The organism is Lamprobacter modestohalophilus, assembly GCF_016583905.1.
Lineage (GTDB): Bacteria > Pseudomonadota > Gammaproteobacteria > Chromatiales > Chromatiaceae > Lamprobacter > Lamprobacter modestohalophilus.
In genome coordinates this window covers 121,056-138,059 of record NZ_NRRY01000002.1, presented here as the reverse complement: position 1 = coordinate 138,059, position 17,004 = coordinate 121,056, and the positions used below count along the sequence as shown (strand labels likewise).

At 62.4% G+C, this 17,004-nt stretch carries 17 protein-coding genes; 5 read left to right on the top strand and 12 right to left on the bottom strand.

The window, feature by feature from the left end:
* Positions 1–4 precede the first annotated feature (4 nt).
* The 3 genes from CKO42_RS01755 to CKO42_RS01745 all read left to right on the top strand — a co-directional run bounded on the left by CKO42_RS01755 (position 5) and on the right by CKO42_RS01745 (position 3,146).
* Entirely contained in the window at positions 5–682 is a 678-nt protein-coding gene (locus tag CKO42_RS01755; protein ID WP_200237485.1) for a response regulator transcription factor, read from the top strand.
* 87 nt (positions 683–769) lie between these two features.
* Positions 770–2,275 (top strand): sensor histidine kinase, encoded by a 1,506-nt coding sequence (locus tag CKO42_RS01750; RefSeq protein ID WP_200237483.1) that lies wholly within the window; start codon positions 770–772, stop codon positions 2,273–2,275.
* A 145-nt stretch (positions 2,276–2,420) separates the two neighbouring features.
* Positions 2,421–3,146: a YceI family protein gene (locus tag CKO42_RS01745; protein WP_200237481.1), complete on the top strand. Its 726-nt coding sequence runs from the start codon at positions 2,421–2,423 to the stop codon at positions 3,144–3,146.
* A 22-nt stretch (positions 3,147–3,168) separates the two neighbouring features.
* Here the strand turns inward: CKO42_RS01745 and CKO42_RS01740 are convergent, their stop codons facing one another.
* Entirely contained in the window at positions 3,169–5,271 is a 2,103-nt protein-coding gene (locus CKO42_RS01740; RefSeq protein ID WP_200237478.1) for an elongation factor G, read from the bottom strand.
* A gap of 84 nt (positions 5,272–5,355) precedes the next feature.
* On the opposite strand from CKO42_RS01740, the gene CKO42_RS01735 reads away from it, so the two are divergent.
* Positions 5,356–6,354: a L,D-transpeptidase family protein gene (locus tag CKO42_RS01735; protein ID WP_242479044.1), complete on the top strand. Its 999-nt coding sequence runs from the start codon at positions 5,356–5,358 to the stop codon at positions 6,352–6,354.
* On the opposite strand, the gene CKO42_RS01730 is transcribed toward CKO42_RS01735, so the two are convergent.
* Positions 6,333–6,530, bottom strand: coding sequence for an alanine-zipper protein (locus CKO42_RS01730; protein WP_200237476.1), 198 nt, complete (start codon positions 6,528–6,530; stop codon positions 6,333–6,335). The genes CKO42_RS01735 and CKO42_RS01730 overlap by 22 nt on opposite strands.
* 272 nt (positions 6,531–6,802) lie before the next feature.
* Here CKO42_RS01730 and CKO42_RS01725 point away from each other — a divergent pair, with 272 nt between their 5' ends.
* The gene (locus CKO42_RS01725; protein ID WP_200237474.1) at positions 6,803–7,390 is read left to right on the top strand and encodes a chorismate--pyruvate lyase family protein; all 588 of its coding nucleotides are present in this window, start codon (positions 6,803–6,805) and stop codon (positions 7,388–7,390) included.
* Here the strand turns inward: CKO42_RS01725 and lipB are convergent.
* The 10 genes from lipB to mreC all read right to left on the bottom strand — a co-directional run bounded on the left by lipB (position 7,381) and on the right by mreC (position 16,950).
* Positions 7,381–8,019, bottom strand: coding sequence for a lipoyl(octanoyl) transferase LipB (gene lipB / locus CKO42_RS01720; RefSeq protein ID WP_420844254.1), 639 nt, complete (start codon positions 8,017–8,019; stop codon positions 7,381–7,383). The two genes, CKO42_RS01725 and lipB, sit on opposite strands and share 10 nt — an antisense overlap.
* 70 nt (positions 8,020–8,089) lie before the next feature.
* Positions 8,090–8,371, bottom strand: a complete 282-nt coding sequence (locus CKO42_RS01715) for a YbeD family protein (protein WP_200237470.1) — start codon at positions 8,369–8,371, stop codon at positions 8,090–8,092.
* A 32-nt stretch (positions 8,372–8,403) separates the two neighbouring features.
* Positions 8,404–9,264, bottom strand: coding sequence for an aminotransferase class IV (locus CKO42_RS01710; protein ID WP_200237469.1), 861 nt, complete (start codon positions 9,262–9,264; stop codon positions 8,404–8,406).
* Entirely contained in the window at positions 9,264–10,385 is a 1,122-nt protein-coding gene (locus CKO42_RS01705) for a D-alanyl-D-alanine carboxypeptidase family protein (RefSeq protein WP_200237468.1), read from the bottom strand. The genes CKO42_RS01710 and CKO42_RS01705 overlap by 1 nt, the downstream gene beginning before the upstream one ends.
* A gap of 49 nt (positions 10,386–10,434) precedes the next feature.
* A complete protein-coding gene (locus tag CKO42_RS27830; protein WP_338034828.1) occupies positions 10,435–11,292 on the bottom strand; it encodes a septal ring lytic transglycosylase RlpA family protein in 858 nt (285 codons plus the stop codon).
* 61 nt (positions 11,293–11,353) lie between these two features.
* A complete protein-coding gene (gene mltB / locus CKO42_RS01695; RefSeq protein WP_200237466.1) occupies positions 11,354–12,385 on the bottom strand; it encodes a lytic murein transglycosylase B in 1,032 nt (343 codons plus the stop codon).
* Between the two features lie 51 nt (positions 12,386–12,436).
* Positions 12,437–13,573: a rod shape-determining protein RodA gene (gene rodA, locus CKO42_RS01690; protein WP_200237465.1), complete on the bottom strand. Its 1,137-nt coding sequence runs from the start codon at positions 13,571–13,573 to the stop codon at positions 12,437–12,439.
* A 15-nt stretch (positions 13,574–13,588) separates the two neighbouring features.
* The gene (gene mrdA, locus CKO42_RS01685) at positions 13,589–15,454 is read right to left on the bottom strand and encodes a penicillin-binding protein 2 (RefSeq protein WP_420844253.1); all 1,866 of its coding nucleotides are present in this window, start codon (positions 15,452–15,454) and stop codon (positions 13,589–13,591) included.
* Positions 15,455–15,550: 96 nt separating this feature from the next.
* Entirely contained in the window at positions 15,551–16,036 is a 486-nt protein-coding gene (gene mreD, locus CKO42_RS01680; RefSeq protein WP_200237457.1) for a rod shape-determining protein MreD, read from the bottom strand.
* Complete coding sequence (mreC, locus tag CKO42_RS01675; protein ID WP_207148630.1) at positions 16,033–16,950, bottom strand: rod shape-determining protein MreC; 918 nt, start codon at positions 16,948–16,950, stop codon at positions 16,033–16,035. Before mreC ends, mreD begins: the two co-directional genes overlap by 4 nt.
* Positions 16,951–17,004 lie beyond the last annotated feature (54 nt).

Sequence of the window (17,004 nt, the reverse complement as noted above, 5' to 3'; positions counted from 1 at the left end):
GGCCATGCGTGTGCTGGTTATCGAGGACGACCCTCAACTCTCCGGCTATCTCGCCAAGGCCTTTGGCGAGATGGGCGCGAGCGTTGACCTGGCCGACAACGGCCGTGACGGCCTGTTCCTAGCGGCCGGCAATGCGTATGACGTGATGGTGATCGATCGCATGCTGCCAGAGCTGGAAGGACTCGCGATCATCCGCACCTTACGTGCCTCGGGAAATCCGACGCCGGTGCTGATCCTGAGCGCGCTTGGCGAGGTCGACCATCGCGTCGAGGGCTTGCGTGCCGGCGGCGACGATTACCTGGTCAAGCCCTTCGCCTTTTCCGAGCTGCATGCGCGTATCGAGGCCCTGATGCGGCGCTCAGCCCCCGGCGATGCCCCGGTAACCAGCCTGAGCGTCGCTGATCTGGAGCTGGATCTGCTCAAGCGTCAGGTGCATCGTGGCGGACAGCCGATCGCGCTGCAGCCGCGCGAGTTCAAGCTGCTCGAGTACCTGATGCGGCATGCCGGCCAGGTCGTGACCCGAACGATGCTGCTCGAGAACGTCTGGGACTATCACTTCGACCCCCAGACCAATGTGATCGACGTCCACATCAGCCGGCTGCGGGCAAAGATCGATAAGGACTTTGATCAACCGCTGCTGCAAACCGTCCGCGGCGCCGGCTATATGCTCCGTGCGGACTAGTGGCGTCGGCGAGCGCACGGATGATCGCCTGCACGCGCTCCAGCAGCCTGCCCTTCCTGCACAGCTGATGGCAACGAATCACCCCCCATGGCGATAACAGCCGAGCAGCTGCGCCAAGGCACGAAGCGCAAGCTCGGCCCAAGCCTGAGTCGACTGCGTCTGTCGTCGCGCTTCATCCTCACCAGCTCGACCTTCCGGCTCGCGCTGCTGTACATGCTGCTGGTCGGCGTCTCTGTGGCGATTCTGCTCGGCTTCATCTACTGGTCAACCGCCGGCTACATGGCACGGCAGACCGATGCCACCATCGGCGCCGAGATCCAAGGCCTGGCTGAGCAGTATCGACGCCGCGGCTTAGCCGGGCTCTCAACCGTGATCGCCGAGCGTATTGCGCGTGACCCGCAAGGGGCCTCGATCTACCTCCTGACCGCTCCGAGCGGCAACCCGATCATCGGCAATCTCGACAGCTGGCCGCAGGTCGCGCCGGATGCGGGCGGATGGGTCCGGTTTCGTGCCCGCCAATCACTGGGCGAGGACGTCACCATCGAACATGAGACGCGCGCCAAGGTGTTTCGGCTGCGCGGGGATCTGCGCTTGCTGGTCGGCCGCGATGTCCGCGAACTCACCGCGATCCGCCAGCTGATCCTCGACGCCATGACTTGGGGGCTCGCCATCACCGTTGGCCTGGCGCTGCTCGGCGGCTGGCTGATGGGCGCCGGTATCGTGCGCCGGCTCGACGTGGTCAATCAGGTCAGCCGCGAGATCATGCAGGGCAATCTCAGCCGCCGCGTCCCGAGCGCAGGCACGGGCGACGACTTCGATCAGCTGGCCGATAACCTGAACCGGATGCTCGAGCGCATCGAGGCCTTGATGCTCAGCATCCGTCAGGTCTCCGACAACATCGCCCATGATCTGCGCACATCACTGACGCGGCTGCGCAATCGGCTCGAGCTGCTGCATGGAGCCGACCTCAGCGACGAGGCGCGCGCCGAGGTCGAGGTCGCGATCGCCGACGCCGACGAGCTGCTCAGCGCCTTCAACGCACTGCTACGCATCGCCCGGATCGAGGCCGGTAGCCGCCGCGCGGCCTTCGCTGACCTGGACCCGCTGCCGTTGTTGCAGGATGTCGCCGAGCTCTATGAGCCGCTCGCGGCCGAGTCGCTACAAACGATCCAGGTCGAAGGCGTTGCCGAGAACAGTCCCTGCCGTCTGCATGCAGACCGCGATCTGTTATTTCAGGCGATCGCAAACCTGGTCGACAACGCCATCAAGCACAGCCCGAGCGGCGGCCAGATCCGGCTCCGCGCTGTCTGCAGCGAGACCAGCGTCGAGCTGAGTGTGACTGACGATGGCCCTGGTATCCCGCCGGAGCTGCGCGACAAGGTGCTACAACGCTTCTTCCGCATCGACGAGAGCCGCGCAGCGCCCGGCCACGGACTCGGCCTGAGCCTGGTCCAAGCCGTCGCCCAGCTGCATGGCGCTGCGCTCAGCCTGGAAGACGCGGCTCCCGGGCTTCGGGTGCGGCTGCGCCTACCAAAACAGGCGAAGACGCAGACCACCCCCTCCGCGGCTGGACGGCCATCTTCTCCGGTTTGAGCGCCCTTTCGGACCCTCGAGACGTTGGGATCGGCGCTCGGCGGTCGCATTAATAGGAGTCTGCTGGTTGGTATGGCCCGGCCGCCAAACAGCATGGACTCAGAGATCGATTACCCGAAGACCTATCATCCAGAGGAGCTTGAAGATGAATCGCCTGACCACCGCCCTGCTCGCGATCAGTCTCGTCAGTGCCAGCATCGCGACAGCCGTCGCCGACACCTGGACACTCAACCCCGAGCGCTCGCATCTCGCGTTCGTCTCGATCAAGGCCGGCAACATCGGCGAGGTCCATCATTTCACCGAACTTGCGGGCAGCATCAACGACCAGGGCCAAGCCGTCATCGACACCACCCTCGATAGCGTCGAGACGCTGATCCCGATCCGCAACGAACGCATGCGCGAGATGCTGTTCAAGACCACGCAGTACAGCGATGCCACCCTCAGCGCCAAGATCGATCCGGCCCAGATCGCTGCGATGCAGCCCGGTGACATGATCGAGGTCGTGGCCGAGAGCAGCCTCAGCCTCCACGGCGAGACCCAGCCGCTGATCCTGAAGATGCAAGCCGCGAAGCTCGATGACGACACCCTGATGGTCGCAAGTACGGAGCCGGTGGTGCTCGATGCGGCCAAATTCGGCCTGGGCGAAGGCGTCGAGAAGCTGCGTGAGATCGCCGGTCTTGACAGCATCAGCAACGCCGTGCCGGTGACCTTCGTGATGGTCTTCGACAGCCCGACATCGGCCGATGACAGCGCAGCGGCCGCGCCGAGCGCGGAGACCATGGCCCAGTATGAGGCCTATCGCGAGATCGTCGAAGCGATGAGCAGCGAACAGAAAGAGGCTGTCGCCGCGCTATTTGGCGCTGCCCGATAACGTCGTTTCAGATAACGTCGCTTCAAACGACGTCGAAGCGCTCGAATTGCATGCTGTATTGGCCGCGCCCTTGGGTCAGGCTGCGCAGCTCGGTGGTGTAGCCGAGCAGGGCTTCGAGTGCAACCTCGCAGCTGATGCTCGCCGAGTCGTCACCGCTCTCCTGACCGGTCTTGGTGGCCTGTATCGCAGCGCGCCGCTGCTGCAGGTCACCAAGCACCGAACCGAGGTTTGCCTCCGGCACCACCACATCGACCCGCATCACCGGATGTAGCGCAACCGGTCCCGCCTCAGACAGCGCACGCGCAAGGGCGCGCGTCGTCGTCGCCTGCAGGGCCTCCGGCGTGCTCTGCTGGCCGAACAGCTCGACCTCCACCAAGGTCGCACTGACGTCATCAACCGGCGCGCCTTGCAGCACGCCACTGGCCAGCCCGACCTCGAGCCCTTCCTGCAAAGCCTGCTGTTGTTCCAGCGACAGGGCTGCACTCTCCGGCCGCAGACGCGGATGGCATCGAATCTGGTTGCCTGCACCGCGGGCCTGAGGCGCGACCTCAACCAGGGCCCAGGCGGCCAACTCGGGCTGTTTTCCATCCGGGCTCGGCGGGCGGCTATGCAGCTGCTCCGCGCGCCCGCTGCGCATGATCGTCTCACGCACCGCAACCGCCGGCCGACCAGTGCGCACCTTCTGACCAAACTCGCGCTCCAAGCGCTCAAGCACGATCTGCAGATGGAGCTCGCCCATGCCGCGCAGCAGACGCTGGCCGGTCTCAGGGTCTTCCTCGACCCTCAGCGTTGGATCTTCCTGCTCCACCTTGTCCAGCACCTCGAGCAGCTTGTCCTCGTCAGTACCAGCAGCTGGCTCAATCGCCAGACTCAGTACCGGCTGGCGCGCCTCGATCCGCTCCAGCGCCACCAGATGGTCGGGGTCGCAGAGGGTGTCGCCGGTCGCCGCATAGCGTAAACCAGCGATCAAGACGATCTGCCCCGGCCCAGCCTCATCCAGCTTGGTCTTGCGCCCGGCGTCGACATCGAAGATGCGCGCGATATGCTCTTTGATCACGCGACCATCGGCGGTTTTGAAGGCAACCGTATCGCCAACCTTGAGCCGGTTGCGGTAGACGCGCGTGAAACAGTGGCGACGGCCATCCCACAGCTGCACCTTGAACACCAACGCAACCAGAGGCCCCTTGGCGCTGATCGCGACGGTCTCGGCCTCTCCATTGGGCTGCCGCGCGACCGCGGCGGGCCGATCGAGCGGCGCCGGCAGCAGGTCGACGGCGGCATCCATCACCGGCTGTACACCGAGGTTTCGCAGCGCGCTGCCGCCAAAGCAGGGAAAGATCCGTCCGGCCAGGGTGCCACGCCGCAGTGCCGCGAGGACGACCTCGGGCTCCGGCTCGCCACCTTCGAGCACCAGATCGGCCAGGGTATCGTCGGCATCAGCAGCAGCCAACAACAGGGCCTCGTGCAGCTCAGCGACTGGTGCCCAGAGAGCCTCCGGGCAGGGTTCGGCCGAGACCTGTTCGCCCTGCTCGCCGCCGAACCGTAACAGGCGCCGGTGTAGTAGGTCGATGCAGGCCTGCTCCTCGGCCAGCGGCACCGTCATCGCCACCGGCTCCACATCCAACCGCTCCCGGATAGCATCCAGAACCCGAAGAAAGTCCGCCCCCGGCCGATCGATCTTGTTGACGAAGAACAGCACCGGCAACCCAAACCGACAACGCTGCCGCCAAACCGTCTCGGTCTGCGGCTCGATGCCGCGAACGCCGTCCAAGACGAGAACAACCCCATCAAGTACGCGCATCGAACGCTCGACCTCGATGGTAAAATCGACATGGCCGGGAGTATCGACAATCTGCAGCAGATGATCGCGCCAGGGCGCCTTCGTCACCGCCGCGGTGATCGTGATACCGTGGTCTTGCTCTTCGGCCATCCAGTCCATGTGCGCTGCGCCATCATGCACCTCGCCGATCTTATGGGAAGCGCCGGCGTAGAACAGGATGCGCTCCGTCAAGGTGGTCTTGCCCGCATCGACATGCGCGGCAATACCGATGTTGCGCACCCGATCGAGCGCTGTCGCGGTCTGCCCCTGCTTAGGGCTGCGGGAATGCTGACTGGATTGACTCATGAACCACCATCGACCTGAATTGAATACTTGGCAGACTTCCTGGTCCAACGTTTGGAGCAGGTCATCAGTTTTGGAGTCCAGCAGATGACGATCGATACCGTCCATCCCATGAACCCGCCGGACCCAGATCGGCGCACCGGCGCCAAGCGCCGCCTGCGTCCCATCATCTGGCTTGTCACCCTCATCAGCCTCAGCGCGCTACCAGTAGCGCCCGCCCTGGCCAAGGTTTATCGGCTCATCGATCCAAGCGATAGTGTCATCGGCACCCCGTTCTATGTAAAGGCGAAGAGCGAGCACACGCTTCTCGATATCGGCCGCCACCATGGACTCGGCGTCGATGAGATGCAGCAGGCCAATCCCGATGTCGATCTATGGCTCCCCGGTGAAGGTACCGCAGTGCTGGCGCCAGATCGTCATGTCTTGCCGGATGCCCCGCGCAACGGCATCGTCTTGAACCTGGCCGAACGGCGCATGTACTACTACCGTTCACCAACCGAGGTTGAGACCTTCTCGATCGGCATCGGCCGCGACGGCTGGGAGACACCGGTTGGCAGCTACCGGATCATCGAGAAGACGGAGAATCCAACCTGGACACCGCCTGCGTCGATTCGCGCCGAGTATGCCAAGAACGGTAAAACTCTACCGGCAGTGGTCCCTGCTGGCCCGGATAATCCGCTCGGCGCTTACCGCTTGCGGCTTAGCAATCCAAGCTATCTGATCCATGGCACCAACAAGCCCTGGGGCGTTGGCATGCCGGTCAGCTCAGGCTGCACGCGAATGTTTCCGGAAGATATCGAGTATCTGTTCGGTCAGGTCGAGGTTGGCACCCCGGTGACCATTGTCGATCAGCCATACAAGGTGGGATGGCTTGGAGACCAGCTGTTTTTGGAAGTCAGCCGGCTGGAGGGGACAGGTCCGCGAGCAGTGGAAGAGATCATTCCACCATCAATCGCTAAAGGCAATGGGGTGGTGATCGATTGGGATGAGGTAAAACGGGTTCAGCAGGAAAATACCGGCCTCCCACAGGTCGTCGGAGGCCGGCAAGGCTCAAAGAGCTGGCATCACTTCGACATGATCTTCTGATACATGCGGTTGATGCGGTCCTCATTGGCCTCGCAGCAAGCCTGAGCCGCGTTGGCAGCGTCCATTGCGGCTTGAGCCATATCACGCGCCTCCTGGTCGGTGGCACAGCCACCAAGCAGGGAGGCGCTCAGCAGCGCAGCAGCAGACAGGGAGGCGAGCTTGAATTTCTTGGTCATCGGTAATTCTCCGTTCTTGATTTTGCCGGACGGCAACTGGTTTATAGCACAGACCGAGGGCCATTTCCGCACCCTCGCAGCCTGATGTTAGCAGAACCAAACAGCGTCTTGTTATTGCCACTTACAACAGAAGTACTGAGGTTGGGGCTGCACCGAGCACGGAACAAGACGCTGGGCTAGCTGGTTGCACGAAAGTCAAGCCGTTAGGCTATTGCTCAGCTGTGGGGAAAACTCCCCAACCGACACATCAGAATCCACTAGAGGAACCGGACTTGGTCGACCGCTACTACCGCCGCCCATTGCCCAACAGCGGCCCCAACCCGTTTCGCTGCCAAGGCTTCGTTCGCAACGGCACCATCGGCTGCCAAGAAGGCGCACCCTTGCCGATCGAGACCTTGCCGCCGTTCCTAAGGGCGCTCCTGGTCACAGACGGCACCGTCACTAAGGCGCTCGAGGCCTTTTTTTGGGAGCCAGTCGTGGTCGATACGCTCCGCCAAGAGTTCATCAAAGCGGCTGCCGATATCCCTTGGATCGAGGTCGACCCTGGCGACCAGGTCATGGTGCGCGAGGCACTCCTGCGAGGCACCGACAGCAACAAACACTTTGCCCGTGCCTTTTCCGTTATCCGTTTCGAGCTGATTCCCCCGTCGTTCAGAGAACGTTTGGTCAACCGCGAGATCGGCATCGGCGTGTTGATTCGCGACAGCGGGCTCGAAAGCTTTCGCGAGGTCATGGAAGTGGGCGTCGAGCCAACGTCGGTCGATGGAGAACGGGCGCTGTTTCGGACCTATCGCATCATCATCGATGGCCAACCGGTGATCCTAATCAGCGAGATCTTTCCGCTCGCCCTCTATCTGTAGGGCCGGCCCAATAAGCGGTTGAACTGGGCATCCAACTGCCGGCCCGCAGCATCGACGCTGAGGGAAATCCCCAGATCTTGGGTTCGGGTGACGACGAGGCCCGGATAGCCGCAGGGGTTGATGCGCGCAAATGGCGCCAGATCGAGATCGATGTTCAACGCAACGCCGTGATAGCAGCAGCCACGACGCACACGCAGACCGACAGAGGCGATCTTCGCCTCATTGACATAGACGCCCGGCGCGTCGGGGCGGGGCTGTGCAACGACCTGATGATCGGCCAATAGGTCAATGACAGCCTGCTCGAGCAGATGCACCAATTGTTTCACGCCGATACGCGCTCGCCTCAAATCCAACAGCAGATAGGCGACCAACTGGCCTGGGCCGTGATAGGTGACCTGGCCGCCGCGATCGCACTGCACAGTGGGAATGGAGCCAGGATCCAGCAGATGATCCGGTAAGCCCGCCTGCCCTAGGGTGAAGACCGGCGCATGCTCCAACAGCCAAAGCTCGTCATCAGTCTGCGGCCCGCGCTCATCAGTGAAACGGCGCATCCTGGCCCAGATCTCGTGGTAGTCGCAGCCTTGCCCTAGCCAGCGCACGCGCAGGGGAGGCAGTGGCGCAGCGAGCACGAGCGAGTCTGGTTGAGGCGCGGATTCATGCTGACTCAGCTCCGGCCCTGCCCCAACATCGTAGGTCGCGTCAGAAGGCACAGGTAATCTGGGCGTGCTCGGAGAGCTCGCGGTAGATGGCATCAAGCTGACCCTTGCTATGGGCCTCGATCTCGACCGTTACCGAGATCCAATTGCCGTTGCGGCTAGGCCTCGAGCGTAGCTCATCCTTGCTCGTATCAGGCGCATGACGCTCGATAATCTCGATCAGGATGGCCTCGATGCCAGCCTCGGTGCGTCCCATCGCCTTGATCGGGAAGCGGCAAGGAAAGCGCAACAGGGTCTCGTCTTGATTGGAGCTGGTGTCGGTCATCGAAGCCTCGGGCTGCAAACAATCAGGCAGCATCAGGCAGCAGCGCGCCTGAGGTCGGCCTTGAAATCTTGGTAGCAGCGATCGATTCGCTGCCACGAGGGTCCCGGGCGGCCGGAGCCGATTGGCACCCCGTCAAGCCGCGTTACCGGTATTACCTCGCGTGTGGAGCTGCTGATCCAGACCTCGTCCGCCGTGCGCAGCTCCTCGGCCGTGATGTCGCGCTCCTCGCAGGGGATCTTGGCGACAGCGGCCAGCTCGAGCACGAGGTCTCGCGTAATCCCGGCCAACAGCAATGGCCCCTTTGGCGGTGTGATCAGGCGCCCTTGACGCACGATGAACAGGTTGCTGGTCGACCCCTCTAGCGCGAGGCCGTTGCGCACCAAGATCGCCTCCTCGGCACCAGCCTCTTCGGCCGACTGGCGCAAGAGCACCGCCGCCAAGAGCGCCGTCGCCTTGATATCGCAGCGCAGCCAGCGGATATCGTCGCGGGTCACGGCCTCGACGCCGCGCTCAGCGACCGCCGGATCTCGCTGCTTCATCGGCTTCGCCATCGCCAGCACCGTCGGTACCGGCGCGTTCGGGAAGCGATGGTCGCGACTCGGCGCCACACCGCGCGTGATCTGCAGATAGAGGGCTTGGTCTGCTGTGGGCGTCTCGGACAACAACCGCCGGAAGATGGGTGACCATTGCGAGGGCGATAACGGCGGCGCCAGCCCAATGCCCTGCAGGCTATTCTGCAGACGCTCAAGATGCTCAAGCTCGCGCAACGGCCTGCCCGCATAGGCGGGGATGACCTCATAGACACCGTCGCCAAACAGAAACCCGCGATCCATGACCGAGATCATCGCCTGTTCCGGTGCCACAAAGGCCCCGTTGAGATAGAGCTCTTTCATCAAAACAGCCGTAATACTGAATCAGCGGCCTGACGCAGCAGGCCGCCGCGCTCAACCGCGTCTAGTGCAACCGCAGGCTGGCGCTTGATCTCTTCGCCCTCGAGCATCAGCGTAATCTCACCGATCTGCTGCCCAGCGGCAATCGGCGCGTTCAGCGTGGGGATCGGCTCAAGCTGCGCCGAGAGCTGATCGAAACTTCCACGCGGAATGGTAACGGCGACATCCGTTGCTGGCCCAACCGCCACCGTCGGTGGGTCGCCGGACCAGACTCGCAACAACTCGATTGGCTCGCCAGCTGGATAGAGGTGATGGGTCTCGAAGAACCGGAAACCATAGTTCAGCAGTGCCAAACTATCGGCAACGCGGGCCGAATCGCTCTTGGTCCCCATCACCACAGCAATCAGCCTCTGGCCATCGCGCTTGGCGGATGAGACCAGACAATAGCCGGCTGCCTGAGTGTGGCCGGTCTTCACGCCATCCACGCCAACGCCCTGGCGGAGCAGTCTGTTGCGGTTCGATTGCGTGATCCCCTGCCAGGTAAACTCCGGCTCCGAATACCAACGGTAGTAATCCGGAAAGTCGCGAATCATTGCCGCAGCGACGCGGGCAATGTCTTTCGGGGTCGTATACAGATTCGGGTCGGGTAAGCCGGTGGAATTGGTGAAGTTGCTCTGGGTCATCCCGAGCCGCTCCGCATGCTGGTTCATCAAGCCGGCGAAGCTATCCTCGCTACCGGCGACATACTCGGCCAAGGCAACACTGGCATCATTGCCCGACTGGATGATCATGCCCTTCAGCAGGTCTTCAACCGCAACCTGATTGCCGACCTCGATGAACATTTTCGAGCCGCCAGTCCGCCAGGCCTTTTCACTGATCAGCACCAGGTCGTCGAGGGCGATATTGCCTTCCGCCAATTCCGAGAACACCACATAAGCGGTCATGATCTTGGTCAGACTCGCGGGCTCGAGTCGGCTCTCGGCATTCGCCGCCGCCAGCACCGCTCCGCTGTCGTAATCGACCAGCAGGTAGCCTTCGGCACCAAGCTCAGGGATCGGCGGAGGCTCGGCCTGTGCCAACGTGGCGACAAGGCTGAGGAGGAGGATAGAGATTAGGTAACGCATGCCAGTGAGTTTACCTGCTCGTGCGCGCGACGGCAGCCTTCATCGGCACCTAGCGAACGACTAACACGGGTTTATCGATGCCCAGCGCGGCGAGTCGCCGGCCGAGCGCATCGGCATCGGTTCGCGAGCGTATCGGGCCAACCTGGACCTTGTACAACGGCGTCGACGCACCACCCACCGCTGCAGCGCGGACTAAAACCGGCTCTTCGACGCGACGAGCCAACCGGCTCTGCAGCTGCTCTGCATTGCCGCGACTGCCGAAAGCGCCCACCTGCAAGAAGATCGGCCCGCCGTCTCGAGCCACAACCGCCGACGAGGGCTTAGCGCGCTGCTGCCTGCCGACATCGGCCGAGGCAAGCCGGAGCAGCTCCTTTGCGCCTTTACCATGATCGCGCGGATCGATCGAGCGGACCTCCACATGCGCCGTGCCCGCATTCACGATATCCAGACGCTTCGCTGCCGCATAGGAGAGGTCGATGATGCGATTGCCGACGAACGGCCCGCGATCGTTGACCTTGACCACCGCGCTGCGGCCGTTCTCGAGATTGGTGACCAGCGCATAGGTCGGTAACGGTAAGCTCTTGTGCGCCGCCGTCATCTGGTGCATATCGTAGCGCTCGCCGCTCGAGGTCCTGCGGCCATGAAACTTCTTGCCATACCAGGAGGCCTGCCCGCGCTCGACGTGGTTTCGGCTACTGGCTTTTGTGTAGTAGCGCTTACCCAAGACGACGTAGGTGCCCATGTTGCCGTAGCGTGATTTCGGCTCGACCTTCGGCAGGACGTCCATTGCTAGAGCGGGGGCACCGGTGCCGGCGGTCTTGGGTGCACTGGTGGAGGCGGTCTTAGGCGCACTGCTGCAGCCGGCCAATGCGACCAGCAGGCCAGAAATCAGAGCCAGCCTCGCCACCAATGCTGGTACTGGTGCTGGCGATACGCGAAGGCAGTTCAGAACGGCTGTCGTCGGCATCTCAGTCCCCTGGTGAACTCTCTGCTGGCGCAATCGCCCGGCTCAGCTCCAGCGCGGCGAGCGCATAGAGATTGCTGTGGTTGTAGCGGGTGATAGCGTAAAAGTTGTCAAGCGTAATCCAGTATTCGGGTCCATTGCGATCGAGCTCGATCAGGGCGGCACGCGCGCCCGGGTCAAGCGTCTGCTCCGGCTCAACCCCGGCTGCTTCGAGCTGTGCCACAGTGAAGCCTGGCACAACCGGCCGCTTGCCGCCGACCTCTACCCCGGGCTTCAGTGGACCTGTCAAGGTGGCGGCTGAGGCGATTGGTTGACCCCGTTGCCAGCCATGCCGAGCGAGATAGGCGCCGACGCTGCCAATCACATCGGCATCGCTGTCCCAAAGATTGCGTTGGCCATCGCCATCGAGATCGACCGCATAGGCACGATAGCTAGAGGGGATAAACTGCGGCTTGCCAACCGCGCCGGCATAGGAGCCGAGCACAGTGACGGGATCAACCGCCTCCTCACGCGCGAGCAGAAGAAACTCTTTCAGCTCTTTACGAAAGAACGCTGACCGTCTTGGATAGGCGAAGCCGAGCGTACTCAGCGCATCGAGCACGCGATGGCTGCCCAGGGTGCCGCCGTAATTGGTCTCGATGCCGATGATCGCTGTGATGATCTCGGCTGGCACACCATACGCAGACTCGACCTGAGCGAGCAGCGCCTGATGCTCGGCAAGGAAACGCTGCCCGCCTGTTATGCGCTCCGGCGTCACGAACAGGGCGCGATACTGCCCCCAAGGCTTGGCCTCGTAAGGCCGATTCATCGCATCGACGATCGACTGCTGATAACGCGCCCCGGCCATCAAGGCCGTCAGCTCCGATCGGTCGAACCCCTGTTCCGCAACCATCTCGTCGATAAAGCGGTCGCGCTCGCTGAGGTAGCTCGCCGGCCCCGAGTCCGCCAAAACACCGGCGAGCGGGGTGGTGAGCAGCGAGGCCATCAGCAGGGTTGCCAAGGCACGAAGCCGCCCGGCGCACTGGGGAGTCGGCATCTGAGGAATCCGCATCAGTGGATCGAAACAAGCTTGAGTATATGCCGGAACTCACTCTGCTTGAAGCAATTTCCGCCTCGTTTGCACGGACATCAAGATGCCGAAGCCAAACATGAGTGTGACTAACGAGGTGCCACCATAGCTGATCAACGGCAGAGGCACGCCAACGACAGGCAGCACCCCAGTCACCATCCCCATGTTCACAAACAGGTAGACGAAAAACACCATGGTGATCGAGCCTGCCAAGAGTCTGCTATAGGCATCCTGCGCCTGAGCCGCGATGCTGAGCCCGCGCAGGATCACCGCCAGGTAGAGCAGCATGAGCACAATGATGCCGGAGAGACCAAGCTCCTCGCCGATCACGGCGAAGATGAAATCAGTCGAACGCTCCGGCAGGAATTCGAGCTGAGACTGGGTGCCCTGCAGCCAACCCTTACCGTGAATCCCACCGGAGCCAATCGCAATCTGCGACTGAATGATGTGGTAGCCAGCACCCAAGGGGTCGGAGCCAGGATCGAGAAAGGTCAGCACACGCTGGCGTTGGTAATCGTGCATCAAGGACCAGAGCAGGGGCGCTGCGACCCCGGCAAGCACGACTAAGCTCAGAATGAGGCGCCAGCGCAAACCGGACAGAAACAAGGTCGCCACCCCAGCACTGCCTACCAGTAGGGCGGTGCCAAGATCTGGCTGCTTGAAGATCAAAAACACCGGTAGCCCGATCAACAGGCCTACGACGACAATATCGAGCAAGCGCGGCGGTAGCGTCCGCAAAGACAGATACCAGGCCAGCATCATCGGCAACGCAAGCTTGAGCACCTCGGACGGCTGAAACCTCAAAAACCCGAGGTCGAGCCAGCGCTGGGCGCCTTTACTCTGGTCTCCAAACAGCAGCACCGCCGCGAGCAGCGCCAAGCCAATAAGGTAGAGCGGCACCGACCACTGGCGCAGCACAGCCGGCGACAGCTGCGCGATACCGATCATGAGCACAAGTGCGAGACCGAGCCGGATGGCTTGCCGCTCAACCTGTCCTGCCGACTGACCGGTGGCGCTGTAGAGCATCAGCAGCCCGAAAGCAGAGAGCAGCAGCAATAACAACAGCAGCGGTAGATCGATATGAAGCCTGTTCAGCCAGCCCCGATCGAGCGAGTCATGACCAGCCTCAATATCAACATGCGTCTGTTTAGACATCGGTAAAGGTGACCGTCAAGGACTGTTACCATCGTCCGCATCACTCGGAGCCTGCACGCGTTGATCGAGTAGCCAGCTATCCATGACCGCCCGCGCGATTGGCGCAGCTGTCGCACCCCCATGCCCCCCATTCTCGACGATCACAGCCACCGCGATACGCGGCTCCTCAATCGGCGCAAAGCCGACGAACAAGGCATGGTCGCGCATGCGCTCCGCGACCTCGGCCTCGTTATAGGTTTCGTTCTGACCAACCGTGAAGACCTGTGAGGTGCCGGTCTTGCCGGCGATGCGATAGGCATTGGTCCGAATGCGGCCCGCCGTACCGCGTCGACCCTCGACCACATTGGTCATCGCATCGATGATGGTCTGCCAATGCGCCGGGTCCTGATCCGGTATTGGCCGGCGCTGGGCCTGGGTCGGCTCCAAGGGTGCACCGAGGCTAGCGCGCGTCGCACTCACGATACGCGGTTGGATGAACATGCCGCCATTGGCAATGGCGGCCGTCGCCGCGGCAAGCTGCAACGGCGTTGCCAGAAAGGCGCCTTGCCCAATGCCAACGATGAGCGTCTCACCTGGGAACCAAGGACGATTGCGCACACGCTGCTTCCACTCCGGCGAAGGCAGCAGTCCGCCCAGCTCGCCGGCAATATCGACACCGGTTGGGCGGCCGAAATTGAACTCGGCCAACAGGTCATCAAGACGGTCGATCCCCATGTCGTGCGCGAGCCGATAGAAGTACACATCGCAGGACTGGACGATCGCATCCTCCATCGCCAAGCTGCCATGGCCACCACGCCGCCAACACCGGTAGCGGTGCGAATGCCCAGGCAGCTGGAAGTAGCCACCGCAGTATTTGCCTTGGCTGGCCGTAGTCACACCCGTCGCCAGGCCCGCCAACGCGATGAAGGGCTTGACGGTCGACCCCGGTGGATACTGACCGCGCACGGCGCGATCATAGAGTGGCCGATCGATGTCATCGCGCAGTTCCGCATAGGCCTTATACCCGATACCGCCGACGAACGGATTGGGGTCGTAGCGCGGCGAGCTGACCATCGCCAGCACGCCACCTGTCTCTGGATCGATGGCAACCACCGCACCCCGGCGATCTCCCAACGCGGCGGCAGCATCGCGCTGCAGGTCCATATCGAGGAACAGATGCAGATCACGCCCCGGCACCGGCGTCTTCTGCTCACGCTGTTCTAGCACGCGCCCGCGCGCATTGACCACCGCCTGTTGGTAACCAACATGGCCATGCAACCATTGCTCGTGGTACTTCTCGACCCCGACCTTACCGATGTGGTTGCTGCCGGCGTAGTCCGAGCGGTCGATTTGCTCCAACTCCTGCTCGTTGATACGCCCCACATAGCCCACAAGATGGCTCGTATAAGCGCCTTCAGGGTAATAACGTGACAGCTCAGCGGCGATCTCAACGCCAGGAAAGCGATGACCTTGAACCGCAAACCGGGCACGCTCGGCCTGGTTGAGGTCGAGTCTGATCGGCACCCCTTCGAAACGCCGGCGTTGCGGCAAGAGTCGCTCGAAGCGCTCGAGGTCGAGCTCCGAGATCGGCACCAGCTCAGACAGCTCAGCAATGGTTGCGTCGATATCCTCGACCTTCTCTGGCTCGATAGTGAGCGCATAAGAGGGCACGTTATCCGCCAAGAGCACGCCATTGCGGTCGTAGATCAGCCCCCGCGTCGGCGGCATGGGCTGAATCTTGATGCGGTTATCGTCGGAGAGCGTCGTAAAGTGCTCATGCCGCACGACCTGCAACTGAAATAACCGCGCTGCAATCAGTGCCAGACTGAGCACCACCAACACCGCCAGCAGGATCGCCCGCCCCCGAAACAGGCGTTTCTCCCCGCGGCGGTCTTCAAACATCGTTCCCAGCATCGTCTCGACTCAGCAGATGCGTCCGCACTTCAGCGCGCGGCGCCGCCCCACAATAGAAAGCGTTTTTTTCACGTTAGCAGGGCTTCAGGCTAACCGCGCCGACAGCCGCAGCCGGTCGAGCAGCAGGCTAAACCAGGGCCAAAGCAGCAGGCCGACCAAGGTCGGCAGCCAATAAGCCAGGGTCGGCGTCGGCTGACCCGTTGCACCCAAGATCCACAGTGAGAGCAAGCGCTCGATCAACAACAACAGCCAAACCGCCACCGCTTGCTGCGACAGCGGGAAGGCACGAATACGCCGGTGCAGCTCGCCGGCCAAATAGGCAACCACCGAGAGCGACAGCGCATGTTCGCCAAGCAGCGCGCCGGACACCAGATCTTGCGCGATGCCGAGCGAAAAACCGGAAAAGACACCGAACCGAGTCGGTCGAACCAGGCACCAGTAGATCAGGATCAAGGTCACCCACTGCGGACGGAACTCGCTCGCCCAGCTTGGCATCGGTAGGATGGTGAGCGTCAGCGCGGCAACCAGCGTAAAGAGCAAGAACAGGCCGGCCCGTGGTAAGGCACTCATGAGCGATTATCCGCCGATGTTGCGGCGTCAGCAGCGTCAGCGGCATCCGCCGGCTGCGCACTGCCACCCAGTCCCTGCACCGGCTCACCAGGCGCAGCAACCGAATCGAGAGTCCAGACTAGGAGCACCTCATGGCTGCGATCCAGACGTGCCGTCGGCACTGCTTGCACGGTGGCGAAAGGGCTATTCGGATCATCGGCCACTTCGACAATCTGCGCGACGGGATAACCGGGCGGAAAAACGCCGCCCATGCCAGAGGTGACGAGGAGATCGCCCACACGCACATCGGCATTCTTCGGCAAATGGTGGAGACGCAGCTGATTAACCCGACCGGTGCCCGTGGCGATGGTGCGCAGCCCATTGCGATTGATCTGCACCGGCAAGGCATGGTCGGCATCGGTGATCAGCAGGACCGTCGCCGTGAGCGGGTTGGCAACCACCACCTGCCCCATCACTGCATTCGCATCGAGGACTGGCTGGCCTACATAGACACCCGAGACAGTGCCCTTGTCAACCAGGACCTGCTGCCGATAAGGATCGAGCTCGACCTGTAGCAGCTCAGCGACCAGCACACGATCACTGACCTTGAACGAAGAGCCGAGCAGATCGCGTAGCCGACTATTTTCAGCCTGCAGCGCCAAAAATCGCTGCATCTGACCTCGTAACGCCAGGTTTTCGCTCTCCAACAAGCTGTTGCGCTCGCGCAGATCAGCCCCTGTCGCGAATTGGGAGTCGAGGTCGCGGGCGAGCCTACTCGGCTGCGCTGCAAGCCATTGCAGGGGATAGACGGCCACGGTGAGGGTCGCGCGCAACCATCCGAGATGGCGTTCTTGCGCGTCCGCGATCATGAGCGCAAACGCACACACGACCGCGATCAATAACCGCCATAGCGGTGAGGGGCCATGATGGAACAGCGCGTTGATAGGACGACTCTCCGCGTTGACTCGACACTCACCGACAAAAGGACA

What these genes read in the sequence shown, in the direction of transcription:
- CKO42_RS01755 (WP_200237485.1), top strand. Translation starts at nt 5, where the DNA reads ATGCGTGTGCTGGTTATCGAGGACGACCCTCAACTCTCCGGCTATCTC.
- CKO42_RS01750 (WP_200237483.1), top strand. Translation starts at nt 770, where the DNA reads ATGGCGATAACAGCCGAGCAGCTGCGCCAAGGCACGAAGCGCAAGCTC.
- CKO42_RS01745 (WP_200237481.1), top strand. Translation starts at nt 2,421, where the DNA reads ATGAATCGCCTGACCACCGCCCTGCTCGCGATCAGTCTCGTCAGTGCC.
- CKO42_RS01740 (WP_200237478.1), bottom strand. Translation starts at nt 5,271, where the DNA reads ATGAGTCAATCCAGTCAGCATTCCCGCAGCCCTAAGCAGGGGCAGACC.
- CKO42_RS01735 (WP_242479044.1), top strand. Translation starts at nt 5,356, where the DNA reads ATGACGATCGATACCGTCCATCCCATGAACCCGCCGGACCCAGATCGG.
- CKO42_RS01730 (WP_200237476.1), bottom strand. Translation starts at nt 6,530, where the DNA reads ATGACCAAGAAATTCAAGCTCGCCTCCCTGTCTGCTGCTGCGCTGCTG.
- CKO42_RS01715 (WP_200237470.1), bottom strand. Translation starts at nt 8,371, where the DNA reads ATGACCGACACCAGCTCCAATCAAGACGAGACCCTGTTGCGCTTTCCT.
- CKO42_RS01710 (WP_200237469.1), bottom strand. Translation starts at nt 9,264, where the DNA reads ATGAAAGAGCTCTATCTCAACGGGGCCTTTGTGGCACCGGAACAGGCG.
- CKO42_RS01705 (WP_200237468.1), bottom strand. Translation starts at nt 10,385, where the DNA reads ATGCGTTACCTAATCTCTATCCTCCTCCTCAGCCTTGTCGCCACGTTG.
- mltB (WP_200237466.1), bottom strand. Translation starts at nt 12,385, where the DNA reads ATGCCGACTCCCCAGTGCGCCGGGCGGCTTCGTGCCTTGGCAACCCTG.
- rodA (WP_200237465.1), bottom strand. Translation starts at nt 13,573, where the DNA reads ATGTCTAAACAGACGCATGTTGATATTGAGGCTGGTCATGACTCGCTC.
- mrdA (WP_420844253.1), bottom strand. Translation starts at nt 15,454, where the DNA reads ATGTTTGAAGACCGCCGCGGGGAGAAACGCCTGTTTCGGGGGCGGGCG.
- mreD (WP_200237457.1), bottom strand. Translation starts at nt 16,036, where the DNA reads ATGAGTGCCTTACCACGGGCCGGCCTGTTCTTGCTCTTTACGCTGGTT.